The organism is Hymenobacter sp. UYP22, from assembly GCF_040547285.1.
Classification (GTDB): domain Bacteria; phylum Bacteroidota; class Bacteroidia; order Cytophagales; family Hymenobacteraceae; genus Hymenobacter.
This window is the reverse complement of record NZ_JBEPPK010000006.1, coordinates 1-26,595: the sequence shown is the minus strand read 5'-3', so window position 1 is coordinate 26,595 and position 26,595 is coordinate 1. Positions and strand designations below refer to the sequence as shown.

Annotated in this window: 25 protein-coding genes; 18 read left to right on the top strand and 7 right to left on the bottom strand. The window is 54.7% G+C overall.

Features of this window, described 5'->3' with window-relative positions:
- Nucleotides 1-48 precede the first annotated feature (48 nt).
- Nucleotides 49-534: an organic hydroperoxide resistance protein gene (locus ABIB60_RS11810; RefSeq protein WP_354580099.1), complete on the top strand. Its 486-nt coding sequence runs from the start codon at nucleotides 49-51 to the stop codon at nucleotides 532-534.
- Between the two features lie 90 nt (nucleotides 535-624).
- On the opposite strand, the gene ABIB60_RS11805 is transcribed toward ABIB60_RS11810, so the two are convergent.
- Entirely contained in the window at nucleotides 625-1,509 is an 885-nt protein-coding gene (locus ABIB60_RS11805; RefSeq protein WP_354580097.1) for a transglutaminase-like domain-containing protein, read from the bottom strand.
- Between the two features lie 124 nt (nucleotides 1,510-1,633).
- Nucleotides 1,634-2,839: an ADP-forming succinate--CoA ligase subunit beta gene (gene sucC, locus ABIB60_RS11800; protein WP_315998889.1), complete on the bottom strand. Its 1,206-nt coding sequence runs from the start codon at nucleotides 2,837-2,839 to the stop codon at nucleotides 1,634-1,636.
- Between the two features lie 214 nt (nucleotides 2,840-3,053).
- Between sucC and ABIB60_RS11795 the strand changes: the two genes are divergently transcribed.
- The 13 genes from ABIB60_RS11795 to ABIB60_RS11735 all read left to right on the top strand — a co-directional run bounded on the left by ABIB60_RS11795 (nucleotide 3,054) and on the right by ABIB60_RS11735 (nucleotide 19,161).
- Nucleotides 3,054-3,710: an ABC transporter ATP-binding protein gene (locus ABIB60_RS11795; RefSeq protein WP_110979954.1), complete on the top strand. Its 657-nt coding sequence runs from the start codon at nucleotides 3,054-3,056 to the stop codon at nucleotides 3,708-3,710.
- A gap of 396 nt (nucleotides 3,711-4,106) precedes the next feature.
- Nucleotides 4,107-4,901 carry a hypothetical protein gene (locus ABIB60_RS11790; protein ID WP_354580094.1) on the top strand — a complete coding sequence of 265 codons (795 nt, stop codon included), beginning with the start codon at nucleotides 4,107-4,109 and terminating at the stop codon, nucleotides 4,899-4,901.
- 215 nt (nucleotides 4,902-5,116) lie between these two features.
- Nucleotides 5,117-5,602, top strand: coding sequence for a DUF2306 domain-containing protein (locus tag ABIB60_RS11785; protein ID WP_354580092.1), 486 nt, complete (start codon nucleotides 5,117-5,119; stop codon nucleotides 5,600-5,602).
- A gap of 38 nt (nucleotides 5,603-5,640) precedes the next feature.
- Nucleotides 5,641-7,563, top strand: coding sequence for a RecQ family ATP-dependent DNA helicase (locus ABIB60_RS11780; RefSeq protein ID WP_354580091.1), 1,923 nt, complete (start codon nucleotides 5,641-5,643; stop codon nucleotides 7,561-7,563).
- Nucleotides 7,564-7,590: 27 nt separating this feature from the next.
- Nucleotides 7,591-8,421 carry a glutamate racemase gene (gene murI, locus ABIB60_RS11775; protein ID WP_354580089.1) on the top strand — a complete coding sequence of 277 codons (831 nt, stop codon included), beginning with the start codon at nucleotides 7,591-7,593 and terminating at the stop codon, nucleotides 8,419-8,421.
- A 312-nt stretch (nucleotides 8,422-8,733) separates the two neighbouring features.
- Complete coding sequence (locus ABIB60_RS11770) at nucleotides 8,734-9,366, top strand: CsgE family curli-type amyloid fiber assembly protein (protein WP_354580088.1); 633 nt, start codon at nucleotides 8,734-8,736, stop codon at nucleotides 9,364-9,366.
- A gap of 50 nt (nucleotides 9,367-9,416) precedes the next feature.
- On the top strand, nucleotides 9,417-9,845 hold the full coding sequence (locus ABIB60_RS11765) for a curli production assembly/transport component CsgF (protein WP_354580086.1): 429 nt from the start codon (nucleotides 9,417-9,419) through the stop codon (nucleotides 9,843-9,845).
- Between the two features lie 19 nt (nucleotides 9,846-9,864).
- Nucleotides 9,865-11,262, top strand: coding sequence for a CsgG/HfaB family protein (locus tag ABIB60_RS11760; protein WP_354580085.1), 1,398 nt, complete (start codon nucleotides 9,865-9,867; stop codon nucleotides 11,260-11,262).
- A 243-nt stretch (nucleotides 11,263-11,505) separates the two neighbouring features.
- A complete protein-coding gene (locus tag ABIB60_RS11755; RefSeq protein WP_354580083.1) occupies nucleotides 11,506-12,474 on the top strand; it encodes a hypothetical protein in 969 nt (322 codons plus the stop codon).
- Nucleotides 12,475-12,827: 353 nt separating this feature from the next.
- Nucleotides 12,828-13,196, top strand: coding sequence for a hypothetical protein (locus ABIB60_RS11750; protein WP_354580082.1), 369 nt, complete (start codon nucleotides 12,828-12,830; stop codon nucleotides 13,194-13,196).
- A gap of 164 nt (nucleotides 13,197-13,360) precedes the next feature.
- Complete coding sequence (csgH, locus tag ABIB60_RS11745; RefSeq protein WP_354580080.1) at nucleotides 13,361-13,675, top strand: curli-like amyloid fiber formation chaperone CsgH; 315 nt, start codon at nucleotides 13,361-13,363, stop codon at nucleotides 13,673-13,675.
- A gap of 47 nt (nucleotides 13,676-13,722) precedes the next feature.
- The gene (locus ABIB60_RS11740) at nucleotides 13,723-15,255 is read left to right on the top strand and encodes a carboxypeptidase regulatory-like domain-containing protein (RefSeq protein WP_354580078.1); all 1,533 of its coding nucleotides are present in this window, start codon (nucleotides 13,723-13,725) and stop codon (nucleotides 15,253-15,255) included.
- A gap of 543 nt (nucleotides 15,256-15,798) precedes the next feature.
- Nucleotides 15,799-19,161, top strand: a complete 3,363-nt coding sequence (locus ABIB60_RS11735) for a T9SS type A sorting domain-containing protein (protein WP_354580077.1) — start codon at nucleotides 15,799-15,801, stop codon at nucleotides 19,159-19,161.
- A 415-nt stretch (nucleotides 19,162-19,576) separates the two neighbouring features.
- Here ABIB60_RS11735 and ABIB60_RS11730 read toward each other — a convergent pair whose 3' ends face one another.
- From ABIB60_RS11730 to ABIB60_RS11715, 4 genes are all read right to left on the bottom strand, one after another.
- Complete coding sequence (locus tag ABIB60_RS11730) at nucleotides 19,577-19,903, bottom strand: HesB/IscA family protein (protein ID WP_125429177.1); 327 nt, start codon at nucleotides 19,901-19,903, stop codon at nucleotides 19,577-19,579.
- Nucleotides 19,904-19,997: 94 nt separating this feature from the next.
- A complete protein-coding gene (locus ABIB60_RS11725) occupies nucleotides 19,998-20,408 on the bottom strand; it encodes a hypothetical protein (RefSeq protein ID WP_354580076.1) in 411 nt (136 codons plus the stop codon).
- Between the two features lie 120 nt (nucleotides 20,409-20,528).
- A complete protein-coding gene (iscU, locus tag ABIB60_RS11720) occupies nucleotides 20,529-20,945 on the bottom strand; it encodes a Fe-S cluster assembly scaffold IscU (RefSeq protein WP_044001465.1) in 417 nt (138 codons plus the stop codon).
- Between the two features lie 95 nt (nucleotides 20,946-21,040).
- Entirely contained in the window at nucleotides 21,041-22,255 is a 1,215-nt protein-coding gene (locus ABIB60_RS11715; RefSeq protein WP_354580074.1) for an IscS subfamily cysteine desulfurase, read from the bottom strand.
- Between the two features lie 155 nt (nucleotides 22,256-22,410).
- Between ABIB60_RS11715 and mce the strand changes: the two genes are divergently transcribed.
- Nucleotides 22,411-22,815 (top strand): methylmalonyl-CoA epimerase, encoded by a 405-nt coding sequence (gene mce, locus ABIB60_RS11710; protein WP_354580072.1) that lies wholly within the window; start codon nucleotides 22,411-22,413, stop codon nucleotides 22,813-22,815.
- A 77-nt stretch (nucleotides 22,816-22,892) separates the two neighbouring features.
- Here the strand turns inward: mce and ABIB60_RS11705 are convergent, their stop codons facing one another.
- The gene (locus ABIB60_RS11705; protein WP_354580071.1) at nucleotides 22,893-23,771 is read right to left on the bottom strand and encodes an alpha/beta fold hydrolase; all 879 of its coding nucleotides are present in this window, start codon (nucleotides 23,769-23,771) and stop codon (nucleotides 22,893-22,895) included.
- Nucleotides 23,772-23,876: 105 nt separating this feature from the next.
- Here ABIB60_RS11705 and ABIB60_RS11700 point away from each other — a divergent pair, with 105 nt between their 5' ends.
- From ABIB60_RS11700 to ABIB60_RS11690, 3 genes are all read left to right on the top strand, one after another.
- The gene (locus ABIB60_RS11700) at nucleotides 23,877-24,452 is read left to right on the top strand and encodes an L-threonylcarbamoyladenylate synthase (protein WP_354580070.1); all 576 of its coding nucleotides are present in this window, start codon (nucleotides 23,877-23,879) and stop codon (nucleotides 24,450-24,452) included.
- Between the two features lie 223 nt (nucleotides 24,453-24,675).
- A complete protein-coding gene (locus ABIB60_RS11695; RefSeq protein WP_354580068.1) occupies nucleotides 24,676-24,957 on the top strand; it encodes a hypothetical protein in 282 nt (93 codons plus the stop codon).
- A gap of 119 nt (nucleotides 24,958-25,076) precedes the next feature.
- The gene (locus tag ABIB60_RS11690) at nucleotides 25,077-26,495 is read left to right on the top strand and encodes a CCA tRNA nucleotidyltransferase (RefSeq protein WP_354580066.1); all 1,419 of its coding nucleotides are present in this window, start codon (nucleotides 25,077-25,079) and stop codon (nucleotides 26,493-26,495) included.
- The last annotated feature ends 100 nt before the right edge of the window (nucleotides 26,496-26,595 follow it).

Here is a 26,595-nt window from a genome sequence, read left to right as displayed (position 1 = left end):
ATCAGTACAGTTAGCATACTCATCTGTTCTTTCATTGAATCTGTTTTTATGGCCAGCACCGAAAAGAAAACCTTGTATACCGCCGAAGCCACTGCCATTGGAGGCCGTAGCGGGCACGTTCGTTCTACCACCGGCATCATCGACCTGGATATGTCGGTGCCCGAAGGACTGGGCGGAAAAAAAGGAGCTACCAATCCTGAGGAGTTGTTTGCTGCAGGGTATTCTTCCTGCTTTCAGCAAGCATTATTGGTTATTGCCCAACGTGCCGGCGACCGGCTTGACCCCCAAACGGAAGTAAAATGCTCGGTAGCGCTTTTCCAGGAAGGTGAAGGCTATGGTTTGTCGGCCGTACTGGACGTAGACCTGAAAGCATTTGACCGGGATAAAACCATTGAGATGGTACGCCAAGCCCACAAAATTTGTCCGTACTCAGTAGGTACCCGCGGCAACATGGAAGTAGAGCTGCGTGTACAGGGCGAAGTAATTCCGGTGCAAGCCGAAGAAAACGCCGGAGTTGCTGAAAAAGGTGCCTAATACCTGATTGCTTCCCGCGTCACAACAACGGCCGGCTACTGGAGAGTAGCCGGCCGTTGCTCTTTGGTGGTTATGCCTCTCAGTTGCTGGCTAAGGGGATACAGCGCCGCCCGATTTTGCCGTCATTACCTCAGTTGTAGTGGGAGGGGCGTAGAATGTAGCGGCCGAGTTGGTGTAGCGAATGTTGTGGATGGCCTCAGTGCGCTGAAAAACCACTGGCTTATGTGCGTGCGTTGGCACTAGCATCAATCCCGTGCGGGCCGACTTCACTCCGTAGCGGTTATCCATCACCGTATCGAAGTAAAACAGGTATTGGTTAACCCACTTGTAATAATACTTGGCCTTGGAGTTGGTTGAAGTCAGTACCGTCAGATCTTCACGCTCAGCAGCCAGGGCCTGTTGCAGCTCCACGGCATTTAGCGGGGTACTGCCCAGCATAGGAATAATGTCGGCCTGTGCATCTACCATCACCCATTTCCCCACATCCGGTAGCCAGGCTTCCGCCAAGGCGTGGCCAGCTGCCGAGGCGCGCGTTTGTACGTCCGCTGCTTTCAGGTAGAGCGGGCGGGCCGGGATGCCAACCGCATTGAAGGCGGCGGCCAAAACTAAGCCATACTCCACGCACTGTACCTGCTGCCCTGCCTGTGCCGCTTTGAGAATAGCAAAGGGGTCCTGCGACTTAAACTGTTTGTGCCCATCGTGCTCCAGCCGGAAGTGCACCCACTGGCACAAAGCCCGGGCCCGGCCCAGGTCGGTGGTTTCCTGGGCAATTACTTCTTGTAACCCAAACATTTCCCGAAACCTGGTTAGGTACTCAGAGTTGGGCGAGCTGAACTGAAACGGGTACGCCACCGGGTCAGCGGCAGTCAGGTACGGTAGATTGGGGCTACTGAGCAACTCCGACGACGACTGCCCAAGGGCAGTAAGGCGGCACCCGAGGGCTAGCAGAAACAGCGTAAACGTCTTGGAATGCATAGGCTCAAGAAAATGAATTGCTCTTAACGCAGGCTATCCAGCTGAGGTTGAGGGCGGAGCAGCAAAAAGCCCGCCCGGTAAAACCGGGCGGGCTTGGTAAGTAAGCAGTATTCGGGCGGAAAGCCTACGAAATGCCTTGCTCCGCCAGTACTTCTTTTACTTTCTGAGCCGCATCTTTCAGCAGCACAGCCGAGTACACCTTCAGGCCGCTCTCGTCAATGATGCGGGCACCTTCTTCGGCGTTAGTGCCTTGCAGGCGCACAATGATGGGCACATTGATGGTACCGATGTTCTTGTAGGCTTCCACCACGCCATTAGCCACCCGGTCGCAACGCACAATGCCACCGAAGATGTTGATGAGAATGGCCTTCACATTCGGGTCCTTCAGGATGATGCGGAAGCCAGCTTCTACGGTCTGGGCGTTGGCTCCACCCCCTACGTCGAGGAAGTTGGCCGGCTCACCACCGCTCAGCTTAATGATGTCCATGGTAGCCATGGCCAGACCAGCGCCGTTCACCATGCAGCCCACGTTGCCGTCCAGCTTCACATAGTTCAGGTTTGAGGCCGAGGCTTCTACTTCCAGCGGGTCTTCCTCGTTGGTGTCGCGCAGCTCCACAAAGTCCTTGTGGCGGTACAGGGCGTTTTCGTCAAGGGTTACTTTTGCGTCTACGGCCAGAATCTTGTCGTCCGAGGTTTTCAGGACGGGGTTGATTTCAAACATGGCCGAGTCGGTTTCGTCGTAGGCCTTGTATAGGGCCTGCACAAACTTCACCATCTCCTTCTGCGCTGCGCCGCTCAGGCCCAGGTTGAAGGCAATTTTAGCGGCCTGGAAGGGGCGCAGGCCCACGCGGGGGTCTACATGCTCGCGGTGGATTTTCTCGGGGTGCGCCTCGGCTACCTCCTCAATGTCCATGCCGCCCTCGGTGGTGTAGATAATAACGTTCTTACCGGACGTACGGTCCAGCAGCACGCTCATGTAGAATTCCTTGGTTTCCGACTCGCCGGGGTAGTACACGTCCTGGGCTACCAGTACTTTGTGCACCTTACGGCCTTCAGCACCGGTTTGCTTAGTTACCAGCTGCATGCCAATGATCTGGCCGGCAATTTCTTTTACCTGCTCCAGGTTTTTGGCGAGTTTCACCCCGCCCCCTTTGCCACGGCCGCCGGCGTGGATCTGAGCCTTAATTACGTGCCAGCTGGTGCCAGTTTCTGCGGTCAGTTTTTTGGCAGCTTCCACGGCTTCCTCGGCCGTGTCGGCCACGATGCCTTCCTGCACACGCACGCCGTAGCGCTTCAGAATTTCTTTGCCCTGATACTCGTGAATGTTCATAGAGTCAGTTAAGAGGGGTTTCGGGGTGGTTAACTAGGCGCGAAAGTAGGCAGAAAAGAGTTGATAGTTGTTGCCCATTTGATTTTGCCAGCCGCAAGCCCCACACACGTTTGACTGGCCGCTGAACGGAAATGCACCGGGCCCGTACCCGCTACGCGCTACATTGCGTAGATTTGCTTCCGATCCTCCGGCTCCACTTTACTTTTAGTCCGTTTTGCTGCAAGCCATCAACGTCCGCAAAAAATACAACACGCTGGAAGTCCTCAAAGGCATTGACCTCACGATTGAAAAATCGGAAATTGTGTCTATCGTCGGGTCGTCGGGGGCTGGCAAGAGTACTCTGCTGCACATTTTGGGCACGCTGGACAACCCCGATTCGGGCGAAGTGCTGTTTGATGGGGAATCGGTCAGCTCCCTGGGGCGGTCTGACCTGGCCCGGTTTCGCAACCGCCACATCGGCTTCATCTTCCAGTTTCATAACCTACTGCCCGAGTTTACGGCCCTCGAAAACGTGTGCCTGCCGGCCTACTTGGCGGGCCGCTCCGAGAAGGAAACCCGCGTACGGGCCCGCGAATTGCTTGGGATGCTGAACCTGGAGCGCCGCGCCGACCACAAGCCCTCCGAAATGAGCGGGGGCGAGCAGCAGCGCACCGCCGTAGCCCGGGCGCTCATCAATTCCCCGGAAATCATTTTCGCCGACGAGCCCAGCGGCAACCTAGACTCCCAGAATGCTCAGGAATTGCACCAGATTTTCTTTCTGCTGCGCAAGGAGCTGGGCCAAACCTTCGTCATTGTAACGCACAACGACCAGTTGGCCGAAATGGCCGACCGCAAGATTACCATGAAGGACGGTAACATCTGGGAGGGCTAGAAGCCGCTTAACTGCGTAGGAACCAAATCGTAACCTGTTGGGTTTACTTGAGCACCTGGGCCTCGCGCTCAGGTGCTTTTTTGTGCTCCGGCCACGCGCCTGAACTGCTCCGGGCCGTGTATGGTAACCCGCTGCCCCGTTACCGGAACGAGGCAGCGGGTTTTCTGTTTTCGGGCAAATAAGCAGCTAGGTACTGGATAATATGAGATGGGAAGATGATCTGAAAAACTAAAAGATAGACTTGGCTAATTATTTTAGAAATAATGTTTACAAGTATCTGATAATCAGTGATAAAATTTGCTTAAAAAGTAGAGGGTTTTTGCACCTTTTCGGAGGGGTAGCCGTTATATTCACGTAAACAAATACGGTACTACAGGACACTAACGGAAAGACGCCATGAGCGAAGCAACCAAAATCACCAAAGAGCAGGTTCGTAAAACCAAAGTGGAGAGCTACGACATCTCGCGCTCCGATGAAACTTTGCAACTGGCGACGGACCTAGCCAAATTCATCAAGGACAATAAGCTCAGCACCACGGTGCAGGGCAAGGAGTTTGTGAACGTGGAAGGCTGGCAGTATGCCGGCTCCCGCCTGGGCATTGTGCCCATTGTGGACCATGTCATCAACGTTTCTAACGAGCAGGAAATTAAGTATCAGGCCAAGGTTACGCTGTTCGACATGCGTAGCGGCCACACGGTAGGGGCGGGCTTTGCTATTTGCTCCAATAAGGAGCAGGGCAAGAAGTTCTACCAGGAGTTTGCCATCATGAGCATGGCCCAGACCCGGGCCATTGGTAAAGCCTACCGTAACATTCTGGCCTGGATTATTCGGGCGGCTGGTTACGAGCCCACGCCGGCCGAGGAAATGGAGTACGGTGGCAACACGCCCGCCGCGCAGCCGGCTATGCAGGTAACCCCATCCACTGCTCCCGTAGCAGTGGCTGCCGAGGCGCCCGCGCCCATGAAGGCGGTAGCCGCTGAGCCGGTGGCTGCCGAGGCTCCTGCTTATGCGTCAGCCTCGCAGAAGGAGGAAATCATTCGCCTGCTGAACCACCCGCTTATCACGCGCCCCGAGAAGACCAAGATGTTGCTCAACATTAACCGTTTGGACGAAGAGCGAGCTACTCAGGCAATTGCCAAGCTGAAGAAGGCAATTGATGACCGGGAAAACGGTACGGCTGCCGCAGCTTAGTCCTTTTCGCAACGCTTATAAGAAAGCCCGCTGCCATTTGGTAGCGGGCTTTTTTTGTGGCTGATGGTTTGAGTATGGCCTATACAGCACCATTGCCAGTTCAGAAGCGGGTTCCGCGGATTCGGGTAGGGCTACTGACGTCTGGGTAACTTCTGGTTGCGAGCCAGCCACGCAGCCCGGACTTTAGCAGCACATCCTTTCCCCAGTCCGCTGCCATGTTTCATTCTCCCGTTGGCCTTGTTCATCTGCTTAGCGCCCTGTTGGCTATGGCCGCTGGCGCCGTTGTGCTGCTCAATCGTAAAGGCGGCCCCTTGCACAGGCGGGTGGGTTATTTGTATGTGGCGGCCATGTTGGTTGTTAACGCCACGGCTTTCTTTATCTACCGGGTTACGGGCCATTTTGGCGTATTCCACTGGTTTGCTCTCGTGAGCCTAGCGTCATTGGGCGGGGGCATGGTGCCGGTACTAGCCCGCCGGCGTATCCAGGGCTGGATTCACTGGCATTACTACTTCATGAGCTGGTCGGTGGTGGGGCTGTACGCGGCTTTCTGGGCCGAGACGTTTACCCGGCTGCTGCCCATGAGCCGGTTTTGGCCGGCGGTGGCAGTGGCTACGGCGGGCACTATGCTGCTGGGTACCGTGCTGATCCGGCGCAACGCGGCTCACCTGCTGCCTGCACGCCTGCCAAAAGCGGCCGGATAGTAGGAGGGAGGCGGACTCCGGCGTTACTTTTGCGGGCTATGCTGCCCGCCACCGACGATATTCTGCACGTACTGCGCCAAACCTGGGGGCACACGCAGTTTCGGCCTTTGCAGGAGGATATCATCCGCTCAGTGCTGGCCGGGCACGATACGTTGGCGCTGCTGCCCACGGGCGGGGGCAAGAGCATCTGCTTCCAGGTACCAGCCTTGGCCCGGCCGGGACTGTGCCTAGTGGTTTCGCCGCTCATTGCCCTGATGAAGGACCAGGTGGAAAACCTGCGCAAGCGGGGCCTCAAGGCCGAAGCCGTGTACGCCGGCATGAGTCACCAGGAAATCGACCAAACCCTGGACAACTGCGTGTATGGTCCGGTAAAATTCCTTTACGTAAGCCCCGAGCGCCTGCTCACGGATATGTTCCGGGCTCGGGTGGTGAAGATGAAGGTGAGCCTGCTGGCCATTGATGAAGCGCACTGCCTCTCGCAATGGGGCTACGACTTCCGCCCGCCCTACCTGCGCATTGCCGACCTGCGGGAGCTGCTGCCGGGGGTGCCCTGCATTGCCCTCACGGCCACGGCCACCGAGCAGGTACGGCTGGATATCGTGGAGAAGCTACAGTTCGGGCCCACCCACCACGTGTTTCAGCAGAGCTTTGCCCGGCCCAACCTCTCATATTCGGTGCTGGCTACCGAGGATAAGCTGAAGCGGCTGCAGGAAGTGGTGCGGGGAGTAGGGGCCGGCAAAACCAGCATTGTGTACGCCCGCACCCGCCGCCAGACCGAGGATACGGCCGCCTACCTGCAACAGCAGGGCGTGGCCGCCGCCGCCTACCACGCCGGCCTGCCCTCGGAGCAGCGCAGCCGCGTGCAGCAGGACTGGATGCAGAACCGCACGCGCTGCATAGTAGCCACCAACGCCTTCGGGATGGGCATTGATAAGCCCGACGTGCGCCTGGTAGTGCACCTGGACGCGCCTGATAACCTGGAGGCCTACTATCAGGAAGCCGGCCGGGCCGGGCGCGATGAGAAATATGCCTTTGCTGTGGTGCTGCAGGGCCCCAATGATGCCGATGAGCTGCGCCGCCGCACCCAGCAGAGCTTCCCGCCCCTGGATACTGTGCGGCGCGTGTACCAAGCTTTGGCCAACTTTTCGCGCACGGCGGCCGGTGGCGGAGAGTTGGTGGCCTTCGACTTCGACATTCAACAATTTGCCGAAACCTACCGGATTAGGGCCCTCGATGCCCACAACAGCCTGCGGATGCTGCAGCGGGAAGGGTTTGTGCAGCTGAATGAGGCCGTGCATAACCCCGCCCGCGTGCATATCCCCATCGACCACACCGACCTGTACCGGTTTCAGGTCGCCAACGCTCAGCACGATAAGCTGATCAAAAGCCTGCTACGGTTTCATGGGGGCGAGTTGTTTGCCGGCTTCCAGCGGATTTCCGAGAATAGCCTGGCTCAGCACCTGCGGCTAAGCGTAGTGGAGCTGCGCCGCACGCTGCTGTTCCTGCACCGCTCGGGCATCATCCACTACCAGCCCCGCCACGATTCGCCCCAGGCATTTTTTACTACACCCCGCTTTGACGCCGATAAGCTGCCGCTGGAGCAGAAACGCCTGCAGCAGCAGCGCGACTTGGCCGTGCACAAAACTGAGTCCGTAATCCGGTATGCGGCCGGGGGGCATTGCCGTCAGCAGTTGCTGCTGGAGTATTTCGGTGAGCTGGATGCCCCCGCTTGTAACGTCTGCGACTGGTGCCTGGCCCGCAAAAAAGCCCGTCAGCAAGCTACCCCGGCCCCCGAGCTACGGGAGCAGGTGCTGCAGCTGGTACGGGCCACATCCCAAACACCCCGGGAGGTGCTAGCGCACTTTGCCCCAGGCCAGGCGGTGTCGGTTACAGCGCTGCTGCGGGAGCTGGTAGAGCTGGGGCAGCTGCGCTACGCGGCCGACGGGCGACTGCAGGCATAGTCTCTCACCTTGTACCTTCGGGCCGTTATGGTATCTACTTCTCCTGATCTGACCACTCGCCCCATTGGCGTGTTTGATAGCGGCATTGGCGGCCTCACGGTGGCCCGGGCCGTAAACCGCGTGCTGCCCCACGAGCGGCTGGTGTATTTCGGCGACACGGCCCACTTGCCCTACGGTGATAAAAGCACGGCCGCCATTCAGGCCTACAGCGTCAAAATCTGCGACTTACTGCTCAAGCAGCAGTGCAAAATCATCCTGATTGCCTGCAACTCGGCCTCGGCAGCGGCTTACGAGCTAGTGCGGGAATACGTGGGCTCCAAGGCCAGAGTGCTCAATGTCATCGACCCCATTGTGGCCCACATTGGGCAGCAATTTGCGGGCCGTACCGTCGGGCTCATTGGTACCAAGCAAACCGTGAACAGTAACGTCTACCGCAAAAAAATCGACGATTTGGACGCGGGGGTCGAACTGCGCAGCTTAGCCACTCCGCTGCTGGCGCCCATGATTGAGGAAGGTTTCTTCGACAATACTATTGCTGGTAACGTCATCGAAACCTACCTGTCGAATTCGGTACTTGATAATGTTGAAGCTTTGGTGCTGGCCTGCACGCATTACCCCCTCATCAAGCAGCAGATTGCGGAATACTACCAGGGCCGTACTCAGGTGCTGGATGCTTCCGACGTAGTGGCCGCCCACGTCCACCAGTATTTACAGGCCCAGCAACTGGCGGCAGCACCAAGTAGCAATCCGCCAGTCCATCATTTTTACGTCTCCGATTTTACCCGCTCCTTCGAGGAAAGCACCCGCATTTTCTTCGGCCAGGAAGTGCATTTGGAGCATTATCCGCTCTGGGAGTAACAGCACTTCAACTTCCTTTCAATGGCAGGACAGCTTTGCAAAAGGCTGTCCTTGACTTTTTGGTACTGCGTGTCACTCGTAAGTGACAGGATGTTAATGCAATTCAACTACTAGGAGCGTATGCTGGTATCGACAATATTCTGTTTTATATAAAATATATTCAAAAATATGTCTTGATTTTCTTGGACTATTCTATCAAATAATTACATTTATGCCGTCAAACTGTTTGAGCTTATCACAAACGGTTTCTTGTCTCTTATTGATCAGCTCCACTGGCCGCATATTTTGTGGCTGCTTGCTCTCTATTGCCTTATGCGTCCATCCTCTAAGCGCAACACCAGTAAGAAAACACCGCTACCGTTAGTACTGTGGTGGCGGCCCTGGATGTGGGGGCTAAGCTGCCTGGTACTCTGCTTGCTTACCCATTCCGGTGCGCTGGCCCAGGCCGAGCGTAAACGGCCCGTGCGGGCTGATGCGCCTGCTAAAACCGCCACGCAGGCACCAACGCGAGAAGCCAAAGCCGGTGCCGAATCGGGCCGTAAGCTGGAGGAAAACTTACGAATGCTGTTCCGGCTGGACTCATTGCAGTCGGCTCGGCGCAAAGTCATTTCTGGTTTGGAAATCAGTGGCCTCGTGGTGGATCAATCCATTACAAAGCCTGGCCGTGATTTTTACGACCTGTTCTATAGCCAATGGGAAGCCCCCAGCGAGGTGCAGGAGTATACTATTACTATTGGGGAAAAACCCTTCCGGGCCACCAGCACCCTGCTCACTGTGCGAGTGAACGAGGCCGATTTATTAGAATTTCCGCTGCAGCCTAGCTATGATTTGGTGCAAGATGCCGTGCAGGAGGCCATTGGCTACGTGCAGGACTACTTGGTGCAGCAACAAGCCCTAACGCGGCAGCTGGAAAAAGAAGGCCGCACCCAATTAGAGCAGTTTTGATACCCCTCACCCGCCCGTTTCTATCTACCTCCCACCTTCTTCCTTGCTGTATGAAATACGTATTCTTACTCGCGTGTGTACTGCTACTACGAGTGGCCCCGGCCTGTGGCCAGGACCTGGTATATGAGCCGAAAAACCCAGCTTTTGGAGGCGGCAACACTTTTAATTACTCGTGGCTGCTGAGTGCTGCCCAGGCGCAGAACACCATTGATGACCCCGCCGCTGCGACGACGCAATCCATCTTCCAGCAGGACCCGCTCAAGCAGTTTGAACAAAGCCTGAACCAACAGATCCTCAGTCAGCTAGCCCAGAAGCTGGTGGGCAACAAGTTTGGAGCCAGTAACCAGGGCCTGCAGGAAGGTGCCTACACGGTGGGCAGCTACCAAATTGTGGTAACGCCCAATGGGGGAGGGTTCAGTATTCAGATTACGGACTCTAATACCGGTAATCAAACCACTATTTCCGTTCCGGCGCTGTAACCGATAACTCTCCACTGCTATGCGGTTTTTACTGTTTATCTGCCTGGCCGTAGTGCTGGCAGCGGGCGGCTGTGCGCCATACTTTCATCAGCCCTTTACCACGGAACGGGCCCGCTTGGGCGCCGAGGTGCGCGGCAATCAGGAACTGACCCAACTCCCGGAGCCACCTACCGACCGGGTAGTAGTAGCCGTGTATAAGTTTCGGGACCAAACCGGACAGTATAAGCCCACGCAAGGGGGCTCCAGCTTTTCAACGGCCATTACCCAAGGTGGTACCAGTATTTTGCTACGGGCGCTAGAAGAGTCGCGGTGGTTTAACCCCATTGAGCGGGAAAACTTGGGCAACCTGCTCAATGAGCGTAAAATAATTCGGTCGAGCCGGGCTGAATACCAGGAGCTTACGGGCCAGAAAGAACCCATGCTACCCTCTTTGCTGTTTGCGGGCGTCATTCTGGAAGGTGGTATTATCTCCTATGATGCCAACGTGATAACCGGCGGGGCCGGGCTACGCTATTTCGGGGCCGGAGCCTCGGGCCAGTACCGCCAAGACCGCGTAACGGTATACCTACGCGCCATTAGCACCAGCACCGGCGAAATTCTCAAAACGGTCTACACCTCCAAGACGATTCTTTCCCAGCAGGTAGACGCCAGCCTGTTCCGGTTCGTGAACTTCAAGCGCCTGCTCGAAACCGAAACGGGCTTTACCTACAATGAGCCCACGGAAATGGCCGTGAAAGAGGCCATTGAAAAATCGGTGCAGGCCTTGGTGTACGAGGGTATTCGGGATCAGCTGTGGGTGCCCCGTAACCCAGCCGATGCCAATGGCCCCGCGGTGGCAACCTACTTCCGTGAGAAAAGCGAGAATCGGGAGATTGATATTCTGGGCCGGACCCAGCACGACCGGCGCGGGCAAGTAGGCATTGGCCTTAGTGGAGCTACCACCCGCTACGTAGGTGACCTGAAACGTTCCCAAATCAGGGGTAATGCTGAGTTGGCCTTACGCTACCAGCGTAACCCGGCCTCAAACCTGAGTACCGCCTTTCACCTGGGCTATTTTGAGTTGGCCGCTGGCGACTACTACAAGCAAGCCTTCAGCTATGCAGAACTGGCCGCTTACTACCGGGTGTTTCCCCGTGACCGGTTCACGCCTTATCTGTGGGCCGGTGGTGGAGCCACTACCCGAAATCCGCGCAGTGGCGGCAATGCACTACTACCACACGTAGCCGCTGGCCTGGGCGGCGAGTTTCTCCTAACTGACCGGCTGGGAATTTCTGTTGGAACAGATGCGCGGTATTACTTTTCTGATAATCTGGATTTTGTGAGATTAGGTAAGTATAACGACTATTTCTGGACGGCCCGACTTGGGGCAACCATCTACCTGGGCACCCGTGGTACCCGCACAGGCTCGGGAAAGTAGGGGGTCAAGCTTACGGTTAAGAGCCCACAGCTGTATGGCCGAGCGTATTGAAATAGGCCTACCGATAAGCGTGTAGACTGTACGAGTGTTTTATATAATAATGCTGATAATAATTTTAACTATTTTTTTACATAGTGCTTGACTTTTACTTTTTCCAGTATATATTTGTACTGTTCCTCCGGAGGGAACCAGTAATCATTCCCCAGAGTACCCTTCCTTCTCTAACCCATTTTTCCATTTTCCATGAAAAAGTTATCTTTCCTCGTTGCATCAATGATGGTTGCTGGTGGTGCCTTTGCTCAGGGTAGCAACGTGCAATCTTCTACCCAGTCTGGTACTGCTAACCAAGTGTCTGTAAATCAGACGGGGTCGGGCAATACTGCCACCGGCACCCAGAGAGACGGGTACAACAAATTGTACCAAACTCAGTCGGGCTCAGGCAACGTAGCTACTGCTGATCAGCGCGATACTTACCAGGAGGCCTACCAGACCCAGAGCGGCTCCCTGAACGAAGCCAGCGTAAAGCAAGGAGACAATATTCCGCTTGATGGCAACAGCAAAGCCTATCAGACGCAGTCGGGCAGCCGCAACAAAGCCACTGCTACTCAGCTGAGCGGCTCTAACCTGTCCGTTCAGACTCAGGAGGGTACCCGCAACGAAGCCACTGTTTTCCAGAGCGGCAGCGAAGGCAACAAAGCCTACCAGACCCAGGTAGCTGCCCCTGGCTACCCCGGAAGCCCCGACCGGAATAAGGCCAGCATCTCGCAGGTAGGAGCCCGCAACACCGCCTCCCAACTGCAGCGTGGTATTGAGAATGAAGCAGTTATTACGCAAACCAGCGCCGATAACCTTGCCTCCCAAAACCAAGGAGCCAACACCACGGGTAGCTTGCGCGCTAAAGCCAGCATCACGCAATCAAGCGCCGGCAACGTAGCCTCGCAGAACCAGCGTCATGACTACCACACGGCTACCATTGAGCAGTCGGGCAGCGGCAATAACAAAGCTTACCAGGACCAGGATGCTCCCACTGACTTCTTGGCTCCCGGTAACGCAGCCTACATCAGCCAGAATGGTGGTGGCAGCCACATGGCTTCGCAAACTCAATTTGGATCGGGTAACCAGGCTACTACCCTGCAGGGCGGCGTCGGCAACATGAGCACCGTATCGCAGATGGGCAACAACAACATTAGCACTGTTTCGCAGAACCGCTAATACTAAGTGAATTTGGGAAACTGTTTTTAAGTAGCCCAGCATAATAATAGCATCTCGTAAGACTTTCCGGGTCTGCGGGATGCTATTGTTGTTAGAAAATAAATACAATTTAAAGTGTATTTATTAATAAAAATGATACATTTAGTGTACGTTTCACCCCCACTCTGAAACTGGTTCTCATGAAAACGAAATGGTTGATTTTTACATCCTTACTTCTGTGTTACGCCGCTACCGCCAGCCAAGCGCAAACCAGCGAAGAAGATAACCCGGTACCAAGCCTTGTCCTGTTACAGAATGCAGGAGCAGAGTTAAATGCTGCCGTAGCACCAGCATTACCACTAGCTAACAAAGTAATGTTAACGCAGGTGGGTAGTGGCAATCAGGCCACGCTGCTGCAAACGGGCACCAGCAACCTACTTATGGCGGCCCAAACAGGTAGCCAAAATGTACAGGCTGTAGTGCAGTCAGGCACGGGCAACACGGTCAACACCACCATTGTGGGTAATGGTACCAGCTCTACCATCAAGCAGAACGGGGCCTACAACTCAGTTGAGCAGGAGTTGCGCGTGGACAGCCGGCGGTATCTGGTGCAACAGATGGGCACCAACAACCAGCTAGTGCAGCGTGAAGCAGGAGCTACCGCACCTCCCGGCTACGAAATCAAGATGCAGGGTAACGGTATCCGGCTCTCTATCGAGCAAGGGTCTGTGTATAAGCCTTAACGTAAGCTTGGGCCGGCAAGGGTACTTGCTCATGTCGGCCCGAGTGTCGTGTATTTCAGCTACAAACTCCTTCAACACTGGCTTCCATGACTTTCTTCTCCGCATATGCTTGGGTAGCAGCGGGCATGTTGTTGCTAGGCACCCCTCATCCTAATCCCGCTGCTATGTGCCAAGCCAAACTGGTTAGTCAACTTCAAAATGGGGAACTCCAGATTACGGGCTATTGCCGAAACCAAACGGAGTCTCCGCTAGCGGCAAGCTACGAGCTGACGATGGAGCGGGAAGGCCGCTCCGGCAGCACGCACAACACGCAGGGTGGCCGCATCAATCTGGCACCAGCGCAGGAAATGGCTCTTTCGCAAACTACCATCAATTACCAGCCCACTGATGTGTGTAGCATCCGGTTAAAAGTGTTTGACGAGCAAGGACAGTTACTGGCCCAAGATTCCCTTATTCGTCGGCCGGATAGCCGCCCTTAATACTCACTCTCGCTTCGCTTCCTCTGGCTTAAAAATTCGCTTTTCCTATGTTCTCTTTGTTGCGCACTCAATTTCGTGCGGCTGTGTGGTGTATGATATGTGTATGTATGTGGGCCTGCGAGGACACTACTGTGGAGCCGGCTCAATATGGTAGTCTTACCGGTACCGTGCTTGATAGCCGGGACAATGCGCCGGTTGCTAACGCAGTAATTACCACCACCCCGGCTACATCATCCTTCACCACTGATGCGCAGGGAAAGTTTGAGCTGAGAGAAGTAGCAATTGGAAAATATACCCTCAACGTCAGAAAGGCTGATTTCAAGACGGAGGCCGTGAATGTGCAAGTAAATTTGAATGCCCCCACGGATGTACGGGTAGTGCTGGAAAGAGCTTCGGGTACTAACAGACGACCCAATGCGCCCTCCAACCCATTCCCGGCCGACCAAGCCTCCAATCAACCCATTGCTCTGACGTTACGCTGGCGGGTTACCGACCCTGATGGCAAAAGTGACTCCTTGCGCAATGACGTGGTACTCTACGAAAGTAACTCTCCTTCCCGGTTGCAGGTGCTTAATAATTCTCGGGATACAGCGGCAGCTGTTACCGGGCTGCGCTACAATACTACCTACTTCTGGCAGGTAACAGTGCGAGATAAGGCAGGGGAGGTAGTTAGGGGCGACATCTGGAGTTTCCGGACCCGTAGCCAGCCCGACAACCGGTTTCTGTTTGCGCGCACCGTTAATGGCAACACCGATATATACTCGTCTGACGAGGCCGGAACGAGCTTGTTGCAGCTCACCTCCTCACCGTTCATTGAAACTGCCCCCCAACTTAGCCCCAACCGTGACCGGGTGGCCTACACTTCCAATGCCACAGGGCAGTTCCAGATTTACACCATGAATCGGGATGGCTCTGACGTGCGTCAGGTAACATTGCTGCCCGTTGATGGCTACTTCAATATGGGAGTAGGTTACCGCTGGTCACCAGATGGGTCCCAACTCCTGTATAGTAGCTACAACAAGCTGTACAAGATTAACCGGGATGGTACTGGCCTTACGTTGCTGGCTACTGCTCCGGCCGACCGGCATTTCCGGGAGTGTGACTGGACGGCCGTTGGCAACCGGATAGTGGTGCAGACGGTAGGGGTGAGCATCTATGATTCGGAGTTATATTACCTGAACGCCGACGGTTCTGGGTTCACGCAGGCAGTTGGGAACTTACCTGGCCGGCTCGATTCACCCTCTTTCAGCGTCGATGGCCGTCGGTTACTTTACACCCGTGATTTGGACAACTTCAACGATGGTACCGGCCGCCAGCTGAATTCCCACCTGATAACCCAGAACCTGGATGGGAGCGGAGTAGTGGACGTTTCGGCGGGTACAGGTACAATCGGAACTACTTCCGGCAAACCAGTAGGCTTCAATGATGTGGTACCACGTTACGCTCCAGACGGTTCGAAAATCATCTTCGTGCAAGTAAACAACGTTCCGCAGTCGATACCAGATATACACACGGTTGACCTGGATGGTCGGAATCGAATCCGCCTGTTCCAGAACGCCACGCTGCCCGACTGGAAATAGACCATACAAGGAGTTGGAATACGAACTGCCCCCACCAATTGCTACTTGGTGGGGGCAGTTTTGTTGTAAACCCTAAACCCTAATGTATGAAAAGTACAGTTATAGGCGTTATGTGCCCCTAACTTTGAGCGATGGCACGCTGCAGCATAGGGAGTAACTCCAACTTATACTTCAACTGCAGAGAACTTATAACAGTCCAATACATGACTTTGGTATTTGTTGTACTTTTGTATTCGTAGTGTGCCTTTTCTGTAAATATAGAATATATACAATGTATTTATTTTATATGTAAGTAGAACATTTTTATAAATGAAGCCGCTTTTATGGACAGAGGTAGTAATTTTGGCACGTAATATGAACGAGTAAATACAAGCGGTAAACCAATATTTCCTGTAGGTAAAAATTGCTAACTCATCTTGAAAATATCCTTATCCATTTTGTGAGCTTTCCGTATAGATTCCCAAAAATCAACGGGTTACTACCTGTTTTCTTCTGTAAACCATCGTCAAACTTCATTTCGCAACTTCTTTCCTAACATATTGTATGAAAAAGACTTACTTGAGTTCAGTGCCCTTAGCTAGCCGAACTTGGCTCTGGGTATTGATGGTAATCACCTTCTTATTAGTGCCGTTTGCCTCGCGGGCCCAAACAGCCGTCTATTCGGAAGATATGTCCGATGCGGGGATTAGTACAGTTTCCCGTGAGACTATAACGAGCTACGCTACCAAGGGTGGTTTTACCTATGATCAGGCTGGTTCTGAAACGGGAGCCGCGTCTTATTCGGGCACTGCTCGTCTGGCTACTTCCGCTAGTTCTTCGGGCTACACGGGTGCCAGTGGTGGAGCAAGCATTTTCTTTGGTCCGGCCACTTCAGCCAGCGACCCAGGTACGCCTCCGTATGATTTTACCATTTCGGGCCTGAACACCAGCCAAGTTTCTAATCTAGGTGTTACGTTTGGTTTGTACACCCCCAATGGTGCAATTCCTAGCTCTGCGGATTTCACTGTGCAGTACACTACGAACGGTTCTACCTACACTACCGCTACGTACGCCCGCACTACCAGCAATACTTCAGCCACAGGGTATGCGTGGAATCTATATACGGTTTCGTTTGCTAGCCAGCCTGCTCCCAGCACTTCATTTGGGTTGCGCTTCACTCGTACTGGCACGGCTACCACGCAACTCTACCGCTTGGATGATGCCGTAATCAGAGGTACTGTTTCTACAACTCCTACTATTACCGCCAACCCGACCACTCTGGTATTCGGTACCAACACTGTCGTAGGATCTACCAGCGCTGAGCAAACGTTCGTAGCTAGTGGTCAGAGCTTGACGGCTCCTTTATTGCTGACTGCTTCTTCGGACTATTTGATCAGCACTACAACCGGTGGACCCTATGTGTCCTCGCTTTCGTTGACGCCGACCGCTGGTACCGTGCCTAACACTACAATTTATGTAGTATTTCAGCCTACGGTATCTGGCTCTAATAACGGTTCGGTTACGCTAACCAGCACCGGTGCAAATACGGTGGCAGTAAATACGTTTGGTACGGCTCAGCCTGCACCAGCTATTTTGAACACCAACCCTACCACGATTATCTTCCCCACTACCCAAGTAGGGCAGGCTTCTACTCCTTCTACTTTTACTGTAACAGGCAGCAACCTGACAAGCAGCAATGTAACAGTAACGGCCCCGTCCGGTTTCCAGGTACGCCTGCCAAATGGTGCCTACAGCTCGACCTTAACGCTGGCTGTTGCTAATGGTAGCGTCAACCAAACTATTGAAACCCGTTTTGTCCCTACAGTTGCGCAGGATTACGCTAGCGAGATTACCATTACTGCTGGCGCTACCTCAACGACAGTAGAAGTTAGCGGTACTGCTACCCCTGCTCCAACCGGTCCCTTTATCGTCGTAAACCCCAGTTCTTTGGATTTCGGTACGGTTTCGGCTACGGGTTCCGCCCAAACGCTAACCTTCTCAATTAACGCAGGTAACCTGACGGACCCACTGGTGCTTACGGGTTCTACCAACAATATCGTATTCCGGGATGCCTCCGCTGGTGGCAGCTTCACAAATGGCCCCTTGGTAATTGCTCCTTCAGGCGGCACGGTTTCTATCCGTAATATCGAAGTACAATTGACTGGTCCGATTGCCCGCGGTCCTTTTACGGGCAGCATTACAGCCTCCAGCACAGGTGCTACAAACCAAGTGGTTACCATTATAGCGAACAGCACGGGTAACAACTCGGTAATCAACGCTTCGGGTAACCTGAACCAGTTCTCTACGGTGCCTGGTGTTCCCTCTGCTGCCCAATCTTACACACTGTCCGGCTCGAACCTGCTGCAGGATATTACGGTTGCTGCTCCGCAGTATTTCCAGGTATCGACGGATCCCAATTTCGCTGGGGTTACGGGTACTGGTAATACCATCGTGGTAGCACGCAACTCGGGTTCAGATGTAACGGCCACTACTATTTATGTGCGCTTCATCCCTCCGTCCGCGCTGAATACTTCCTCACTGATCCTGAATTCCAGCAGCCCAGCAATTGCTCAGGGTATTCCAGTAGCTGGTACCAGTGAACCTAACATTCAAATTGCCAACGCTTTCCAGGAAGTGCGCAATGTGATGCTCAATACTAGGTCTGCTTCTCAGGCCCTGACTATCAATGCTGAGCGTGTACTACAGCCGGTAACCATTTCCAAGTTGCTGTCTACGAACCCGCTGAATCCTGAGAATACGCCCCAGTTCGAACTGTCTCTCGACAACGTGACGTTCACTAACTCGGTAGTTCTGACGCCCAGTTCCACGACGTACACGATTAATCAGCCGATTTACGTGCGCTACAGGCCTACTTATTTGGGCACGGCACAGTCTACGCTTCAATTCCAGAGCAACGACTTTGCAAACAAATCGGTACAATCGTTTGGTGCTAACGACTTGTTGTCGGGTCGCTCCATTGATACGGAGCCTACTCTGCGTAGCACTGCTACCGTTACACGAAGCGGTACTACTGCCACGGTAACCTTCAACCTGCCCGCTAACTATGCGCAGTTGGGTTACGGAGAAGGACGCCTGATTGTAGCTAGTACGAATCCAGAACTGCCAGCTGCTAACCAACCTATCGATGGAAATTCGTACCAGACGGGTAACCAGACGTATGGTCAAGGTCCGCAGATTGCTCCCGGTTTTTTCGCGGTGTACTCTGGTGCTAACCAGACAGTGGTAGTGGATGGGCTGGATCTGGCTACTACCTACTACTTCTACACCTTTGAGTATAATAACATTGATAATAACTTCAATGTGAGCGTAATCGGGGCTGAAAACTACCTGTCGCCACCAGTACCGAACACCATCCCTGGTATCATTGCTCCTTCGCCACTGCCGGTTACACTGGTATCCTTCTCGGCTAAGGTGAAAAACAACCAAGTTGCTTTGAACTGGGAAACTGCTGCTGAACTGAACAACAAGCACTTTGAAGTGCAGCGCAGTCGTGACGGTCGTTCGTTTGAAACTGTTTTGATCCGTGAGGGCAAGGGTACTACTTCTAGCCGCACCGTTTACAATGAGGTTGACAAGAAGCCGCTGAACGGTGTGTCTTACTACCGCCTCAAGCAGGTTGATTTGGATGGCAGCAGCAGCTTTAGCTCATTGGTAGCCGTAAGCTTCCTGAATTCGGGTGATGTGACCATGTACCCCAACCCGGTTGAAGATCAGCTGACCATCGAGCTGGGCGGCTCTGCGGAAGGTGTAACGGCCATCATTACTGATATGACCGGCCGCGTAATTAGCACGCAGAAACTAGGTGCCGACAGCAAGCTCAACATGAGCACCCTGCAAACCGGTACTTACCTGGTAACAGTAGGTGAGGGAACTGCGAAAGTGACCCGCCGCATCGTGAAGAAGTAAGCTGCTTACTTAGCCAAAAATGAAAAGTGCCTTCCGGTAATGGGAGGCACTTTTTTTGTGGCTGCTATTCTTGACTATTCCATAATAGGTACCCCTTATTTGGCTGCTTCTACCACGCCTGGACCTTATGGGACGGCCTCCGCGCATTTGCTGATTACTAATGCACGGAGCAGTTCAGGAAGCCACGCCCATACAGGTGAGCAATGTGCCTGCCAGCATATACCAAATATTAGTTACTACCGCTGCAGGACGTTTTGCGCACAAATTCATTAAGAAATAGAGTTGGATACCGTTATAGAGAAGCGGCTACCCGCGCCAGATAGCCATTCCTGTATGGAAGCAGGTTACAGTTGCTAGCAATAAGAAGGCCTCCCGTTAAGCTACGGGAGGCCTTTTTGGCAGTAATGTTTTAAGGTTATACCGAGAAACTCTCGCCACAACCACAAGTGCGGGACGCATTGGGGTTGTCAAAGTAAAACCCTTTACCGTTTAGGCCGTCCGAAAAATCGAGCTGAGTACCAGCCAGGTAGAGGAAGCTTTTCATATCTACCACCACCTTGACACCCTTGTCCTCAAATTCTTGATCCATGGGCTTTACTTCGTTGTCGAAGTCAAGCTTGTAGCTTAAGCCGGAACAACCACCACCAGCCACCGAGGCCCGCAAACGGTAAGTAGCGTCCAACTCTGCATCCTGCATGAGCTTTTCAACTTTCTCCTTGGCTTTATCAGAAACGGTAATCATGGGCGAAAAAGGCTAAATCGAGCCGCCGTTAGCGTTACCCGAGAGGAATGTCAGATATAGAACACCAAAGATACGGTGCTTGTTCAGAAACATTCTAAGAACTAGGGTTTAGCACCACACTAAATACCGTAATGGTGGTTAGGTCACGGCCGTAGTAGAGCTTATCCAGTGCTTCGTACACATTGTGCGCCCGGAAATAGGAGGTCTGCAACTCCTTGTCGCCGCGAGTGCGCCACTGAATGGTGTACGAGCTTTCCTCGTCACGAAAACGCTGTACGTAGGCCAGCATCTTGCGCAACGCCTCTAACTTGTTGTACCCCGTCTCATAACGGAACAAGAAGCTTTGGTGGTGGCGCGGATTTACCGTAATCAAATCCAGCCGCATTTGTCCATCCAGCTGCCGGAACTCGAATAGTAAGTTACCTGCCCCCAGACCCAGATAATCTTCTATCTGGCGCTGAATCCGGGCACTTTCGATGTGTATATCGGTAGGAGAGAGGTCCATGGTTTAGCAGGAGGTGGGCGCTAGCGGAAAAGAGTAAGCAGAAAGGAGCCAGAAGACAGAACAACCACCCACTGGGGAAGGTAGATTCTATCTCCTGGCTCCTGAACTTCTGCTACCAAACTAGTGGTGCGACTTAGCCATTTCCAGCTCGGGCAGGCCGTTTTTCACGCGGTAGTCGTTGATGGCCGACTTGATGGCATCTTCAGCCAGCACCGAGCAGTGAATTTTTACCGGCGGCAGGGCCAGCTCCTCCACAATTTCCATGTTGTCGATGGCCAGGGCCTCGTCCACCGTTTTGCCTTTCAGCCACTCCGTAGCCAGCGACGACGACGCAATAGCCGAGCCGCAGCCGAAGGTTTTGAATTTGGCGTCGGTAATGGTATTGGTGGTTTCGTCTACCTCAATTTGCAGGCGCATTACATCACCGCACTCAGGAGCGCCCACCAGGCCGGTACCTACGTTCTTTTTGCTTTTGTCCAGCGTGCCCACGTTGCGGGGGTTGCTGTAATGGTCGATTACTTTATCGGAGTAAGCCATGGCTTTTGATGAAATTAGATGTTAGGTTTTAGAACTCAGAACCTAGACTAAGGACCAATGCTAAGCTCTTGGCTCCCAGTTCTAAGCTCTAAAAATTAATGCTCAGCCCACTCAATAGAGTTGAGGTCGATGCCCTCTTTGAACATCTCCCACAAGGGCGACATTTCGCGCAGCTTCGTAACGGCTTCCTTTACGTGGTTGATGGCATAATCGATTTGCTCATCGGTAGTGAAGCGGCTCAGGCCGAAGCGCAAAGAGCTGTGGGCAAGGTCATCACTGAGGCCCAGGGCCTTCAGTACGTAGGAGGGTTCCAGGGAAGCCGAGGTACAAGCCGAGCCGGACGATACCGCCAGGTCCTTCACGCCCATCATCAGGCCTTCACCCTCTACATATTTAAAGCTGATGTTAGCTACGTGGGGCAGGCGGCGCTCCACCGAGCCGTTCACGTAGCTTTCTTCCAGCGTCAGTAACTCTTTTTCCAACCGGTCGCGCATGGCGCTCAGGCGGGCCGTGTCGGCGGCCATGTCCTGCTTGGCTAGCTCACAGGCTTTGCCCAGGCCCACAATGCCGGGCACGTTGAGCGTGCCGGAGCGCATGCCCCGCTCGTGGCCGCCACCGTCCATCTGGGCAGTTACTTTCACGCGGGGGTTCTTGCGGCGCACGTACAAAGCACCAACACCCTTGGGGCCGTACATCTTGTGAGCCGTGAAGGCCATCAGGTCAATGCCATCAGCAATGACGTCTACCGGAACCTTACCAACGGCCTGGGTACCGTCCGTCATGAACAGAGCGCCGTGCTTGTGGGCAATGGCGGCAATTTCCTTGATGGGCTGGATGGTGCCGGTTTCGTTGTTGCCGTACATGATGGTCACCAGAATGGTTTCCGGTGTCATGGCGGCTTCCAGTTCTTCCAGGCTGATGAGACCCTCGGCGTTAACGGGCAGGTAAGTTACGCGGCCACCCAGCTTCTCAATGTGCTTGCAGGTATCAAGCACGGCTTTGTGCTCGGTGGTGGCGGTGATGATGTGGTTGCCCTTCTGGGAGTACATCTCAAAAACGCCTTTGATACCGAGGTTATCGGATTCAGTAGCGCCCGAGGTGAAAATAATTTCCTTGGGGTCACAGTTGATCAGGCCGGCAATCTGCTCGCGGGCGTAGTCCACGGCTTCCTCGGCGGCCCAGCCGAAGGGGTGGTTACGCGAGGCAGCGTTGCCGAATACCTCGGTCAGGTACGGCATCATGGCCTCCAGAACACGCGGGTCGAGGGGCGTGGTGGCGTTGTTGTCGAGGTAAATAGGTAGCTTGAGCATGGCTCGGGGGTGTCTGGTTTCAGCGGAGAATCATTCGTAGGTAGAACACAAAAAACTGTCAACAGGTTTTCATTTCTTCCCACATTTGCAAGTGCAAAAGTAGAACAAAACCGACGAAGCCGCGCTATGCCGGTTTCGCCCTTCTCGACTAATCCATGCTCACCAACCTCGAACATCTGGGCCTCGCCGTTAAAGACCTGGAAGCGGCCACTTCCTTATATACTACGTTGCTGGGCCAGCAACCATATAAACGGGAGCATGTAGCCTCAGAAGCCGTGGATACGGTGTTTTTTCAGGTGGGGGGCTCCAAGATTGAGCTCCTGGCCGGCACCTCCCCCGACAGTGCCATTACGCGCTACCTGGAAAAAAAACCTGAGGGTATTCACCACGTTGCCTTTGAGGTGGACGACATCCGGGCGGAAATGGCGCGGCTGCGGGCCGAGGGCTTTCAGCTACTCAATGAAGAACCCAAGCGCGGCGCCGACAACAAGCTGGTGTGCTTCGTGCACCCGAAATCGGCCAATGGAGTGCTGGTGGAACTGTGCCAGAGCATCAGCTAGCATTGTCAGTTTGAGCGAAGCGAGGAACAGGGTAACGCATAAAAGGAATTACCATCACTCCACCTGAACTGACAGCCCTACTTCTGTAACACCGCCTGCACCACCGCATCGGGAGCTTCGCGCGGGATGTAGTGACCAACGCCGGGCAACACCTGCCGGGTATAGGAGCCGGTAAAATGTTGTTCTTTTTCCTCGGAAGAGGTGGCCAGACTGGCACCGTCCAACTCGCCGTGCAGCAGAATGGTGGGCACATTGATTTTCGGCTGAGGCTCTAACTGTTTTTCTAGGGCTTCGTAGCGCGGGTCGGGTGGGGCCGCGCCCCAGCGGAAACAGTAAGCGTGCAACACCACATCTACCCAATCGGGGTTGTCCCAGGCGGCGGCGGTACGCTCGAACGTGGCATCATCGAACTGCCAAGTGGGCGACCAGGTGTGCCAGATGTAGCGGCAAAAAGCGCGGCGGTTGTCTCTTAGAGCCTCGTGGCCGCGCTCTGAGTGGAAAAACCACTGGTACCAATACGCGTGAATCTGTTCCGGCGGAATTTTATTGCCGGGCTTGATGCCGGTTTCATAGCCCACTGACAACGTAACCATCCGTTCAATGCGCTCGGGCCAGAGGGCGGCCAGCAGGTAGGCAGCGCGGCCGCCCCAGTCGTGGCCTACCAGCACTACTTTCGCAATGCCCAGATGGTCGAGCAGGTCAATGGCGTCCTGGGCCAGAGCGGTTGTCTGACCGGAGCGTGGCGTGTCGGAACTAGTAAATACCGAGCCGCCGCAGCCCCGCATAGAGGGCGCAATAACCTGGTAGCCGGCCGCTACCAACTGGCCAGTAATATCGTCCCAGGTACGCAGGTCGTCGGGGAAGCCGTGGAGCAGGAGTATCACGGGCGCATCGGAGGGGCCGTGCTGCTCGTAGGCAATGCGCAATACTTCAGTTTCAATAGTGTGAGAAGCCATAAGCAGCGAAATCTATATTTGTAGGCTCCAGGTTAAACGGCTGGCTAGCTCCGCAGTTGCTGGAATAGAACACCTCATTTTTGAACTTCTCAGATACCTGTAGTCATGAAATTTTTCCGTCAGGAAGTAGATAGTGCCGTGGATGCGCTGCTGTTGCAGCAGGTGATTCTGTACCCTACCGATACAGTGTGGGGCCTGGGGTGTGATGCCGAAGTGACGCGCGCCGTGGAGCAGGTGTACAAGCTCAAAAACCGGCCCGCCGAAAAAGCCTGCATTGTGCTGGTGGCCGATGAGCAGATGTTTGCCCGCTACGCCGAAGTGGTTCCCTCGAATCTGACGGAGCTGCTGGCTGCCCAGAAGCGGCCCACTACCTATGTGGTGCCCGGCAGCCGACAACTGGCCCCCAACCTGCTGGCCCCCGATGGCACCATTGGCCTGCGCGTAGTACAGGAGGACGAGTTTTGCCGACTGGTAATCCGGCGGCTGGGCCACGGGCTGGTGTCTACTTCTGCTAACCTGAGCGGAGAGCCCACCCCGGCGATATTCAGCGAAATTAACCCAGCACTGGTGCGCCAGGCCGATTATGTTGTGAACTGGCGACAGGATGATGAAATCCGGGCCGCGCCCTCCCGCGTGGTGCGGGTGCTAGCCGATGGGCAGTTGGAGGTGCTGCGTGACTAGGCATCTGTATCCGGTGGCAGTGGGTTGCGGCCGGTCTCACTCGCGCAAAACGCAGCTAGTCCACTCAATACCAATCGTTCTGCTTGCAGCTGCGCACTGTTGTGCTTCTGCATTATTTACGATACTTCAACAAAAAAACGAGTTGGGTTGGGTTACTTTTTGGCAGTAGGAGGTATGAAGCCCTGAATTCGATTTCAACTCCAACCCTTTCGACTTTTTTGCCATGAAATTCTCTTTCAAATCCCTGCTCGTTCTGGCCGCTTTTGCTCCTTTCGCCCTGGCTTCGTGCTCGGAGAAAACGCAGGAAAACGCTGAGGCTACCGCGGAAAGCGCTGCCAACGATGCTGCTGCTAACACGGAAGCTGCTGGCGACGCCGTTGAAAATGCTACCGACAACGCTGCTGCCGAGGTAAAAGAAGAAACTACTCCTACTACCGGTGACACCGCCGTGGTACGTAACCAGCCCGCCGCTGGTGCAGTTGAAGAAACCCCCGTTAAGCAATAGGTTCGCCGAACGGCTAAGCCGTTTAAAGCTCCTCCGGCCCAGTGTCGGAGGAGCTTTTTTGTTGCTTTCACCTAGGGCCATAACCTGTGCGGTAGCGCGGCTCCTGCTACCTTTGCCCCATGCAACACCCCCAACTGCCCGACTTACCGCTGTTCCGTACCATTGCCGATGCTGCCGGCGAGCTGGGGTTTCCGGCCTATGTAATTGGCGGCTACGTGCGGGATTTGGCGCTGGAACGGGAAAGTAAGGACGTGGATGTGGTGTGCGTGGGCGACGGAATTGCGCTGGCTCAGGCCGTGGGCCGCAAGCTGCCCGGCCGACCCCGCGTAACTGTGTTCAAAAACTTCGGTACGGCCATGCTGCCCACGCCCGAAATAGAAGTGGAGTTTGTGGGCGCCCGCAAGGAAAGCTACCGGGCCGAAAGCCGCAAGCCCGAGGTGGAAGCCGGCACTTTGGAGGACGACTTGGCCCGCCGCGACTTCACCATCAACGCCTTGGGCCTGAGCCTAAACCCCGAAACCTATGGGCAGCTAGTGGACCGCTACGACGGTATGGGAGACCTGCAGCGCAAGATTATCCGCACGCCGCTGGACCCCGATATCACCTTTTCCGATGACCCGCTGCGCATGCTGCGTGCCATCCGGTTTGCCACCCAGCTGAATTTCGATATTGACCCCGATACGTTTGATGCGCTGGCCCGCAACAAAGAGCGCATCAAGATTATCTCCCAGGAGCGCATTACCACTGAGCTGAACAAAATTATCATGGCCCCGAAGCCTAGCTACGGCTTTAAGCTGCTGTTTAGCTGCGGGCTGCTGCCGCTCATCTTCCCGAAGATGGCCCAATTGCAGGGGGTGGAAAAAGTGGGCCAGCACGCGCACAAGGACAACTTCTACCACACCCTGCAAGTGCTGGATAACGTGGTGGCGGCCGGCGGCGACCTGTGGTTACGTTGGGCCGCCATTCTGCACGACATTGCCAAGCCCGCCACCAAGCGCTACGATAAGCGGGTAGGCTGGACCTTCCACGGCCACGAGGACAAGGGCGCGCGCTGGGTACCCGGCATCTTCACCGACCTGAAACTGCCCTTGGGGGAGGAAATGCGCCAAGTGCAGAAGTTGGTGCGCCTGCACCTGCGACCCATTGCCCTGGTCAAGGAAATTGTGACGGACTCGGCGGTGCGCCGCTTGTTGTTTGAGGCCGGCGACGACGTGGACCGCCTGATGCTGCTCTGCCGGGCCGATATTACCAGCAAAGACCACCAGCGCGTGGCCCGCTACCTGCGCAATTTTGACGTGGTGGAGCAGAAGCTGAAGGAAGTAGAGGAAAAAGACCACCTGCGCAACTTCAAGCCCGTCATCACCGGCGAAATCATTATGGAAACCTTCGGCCTCAAACCCAGCCGGGAGGTAGGGGAGCTGAAGGAAGCCTTACTGGAAGCCATTTTGGAAGGCAAAATCCGCAACGAATATGAGGAGGCCTTCCCGCTGCTGCTGGAGCTGGGCCAGCGCAAAGGGCTAGGTGTGGTGGAAGGATAAAGCAGGAAGTAAAAAAGAACGTCATTCCGAGCGGAGTCGAGGAATCTCGCGGGGGGGTGTTTGAGGAGGTTAAAATGGCTACGCACCCGAGAATTCACCA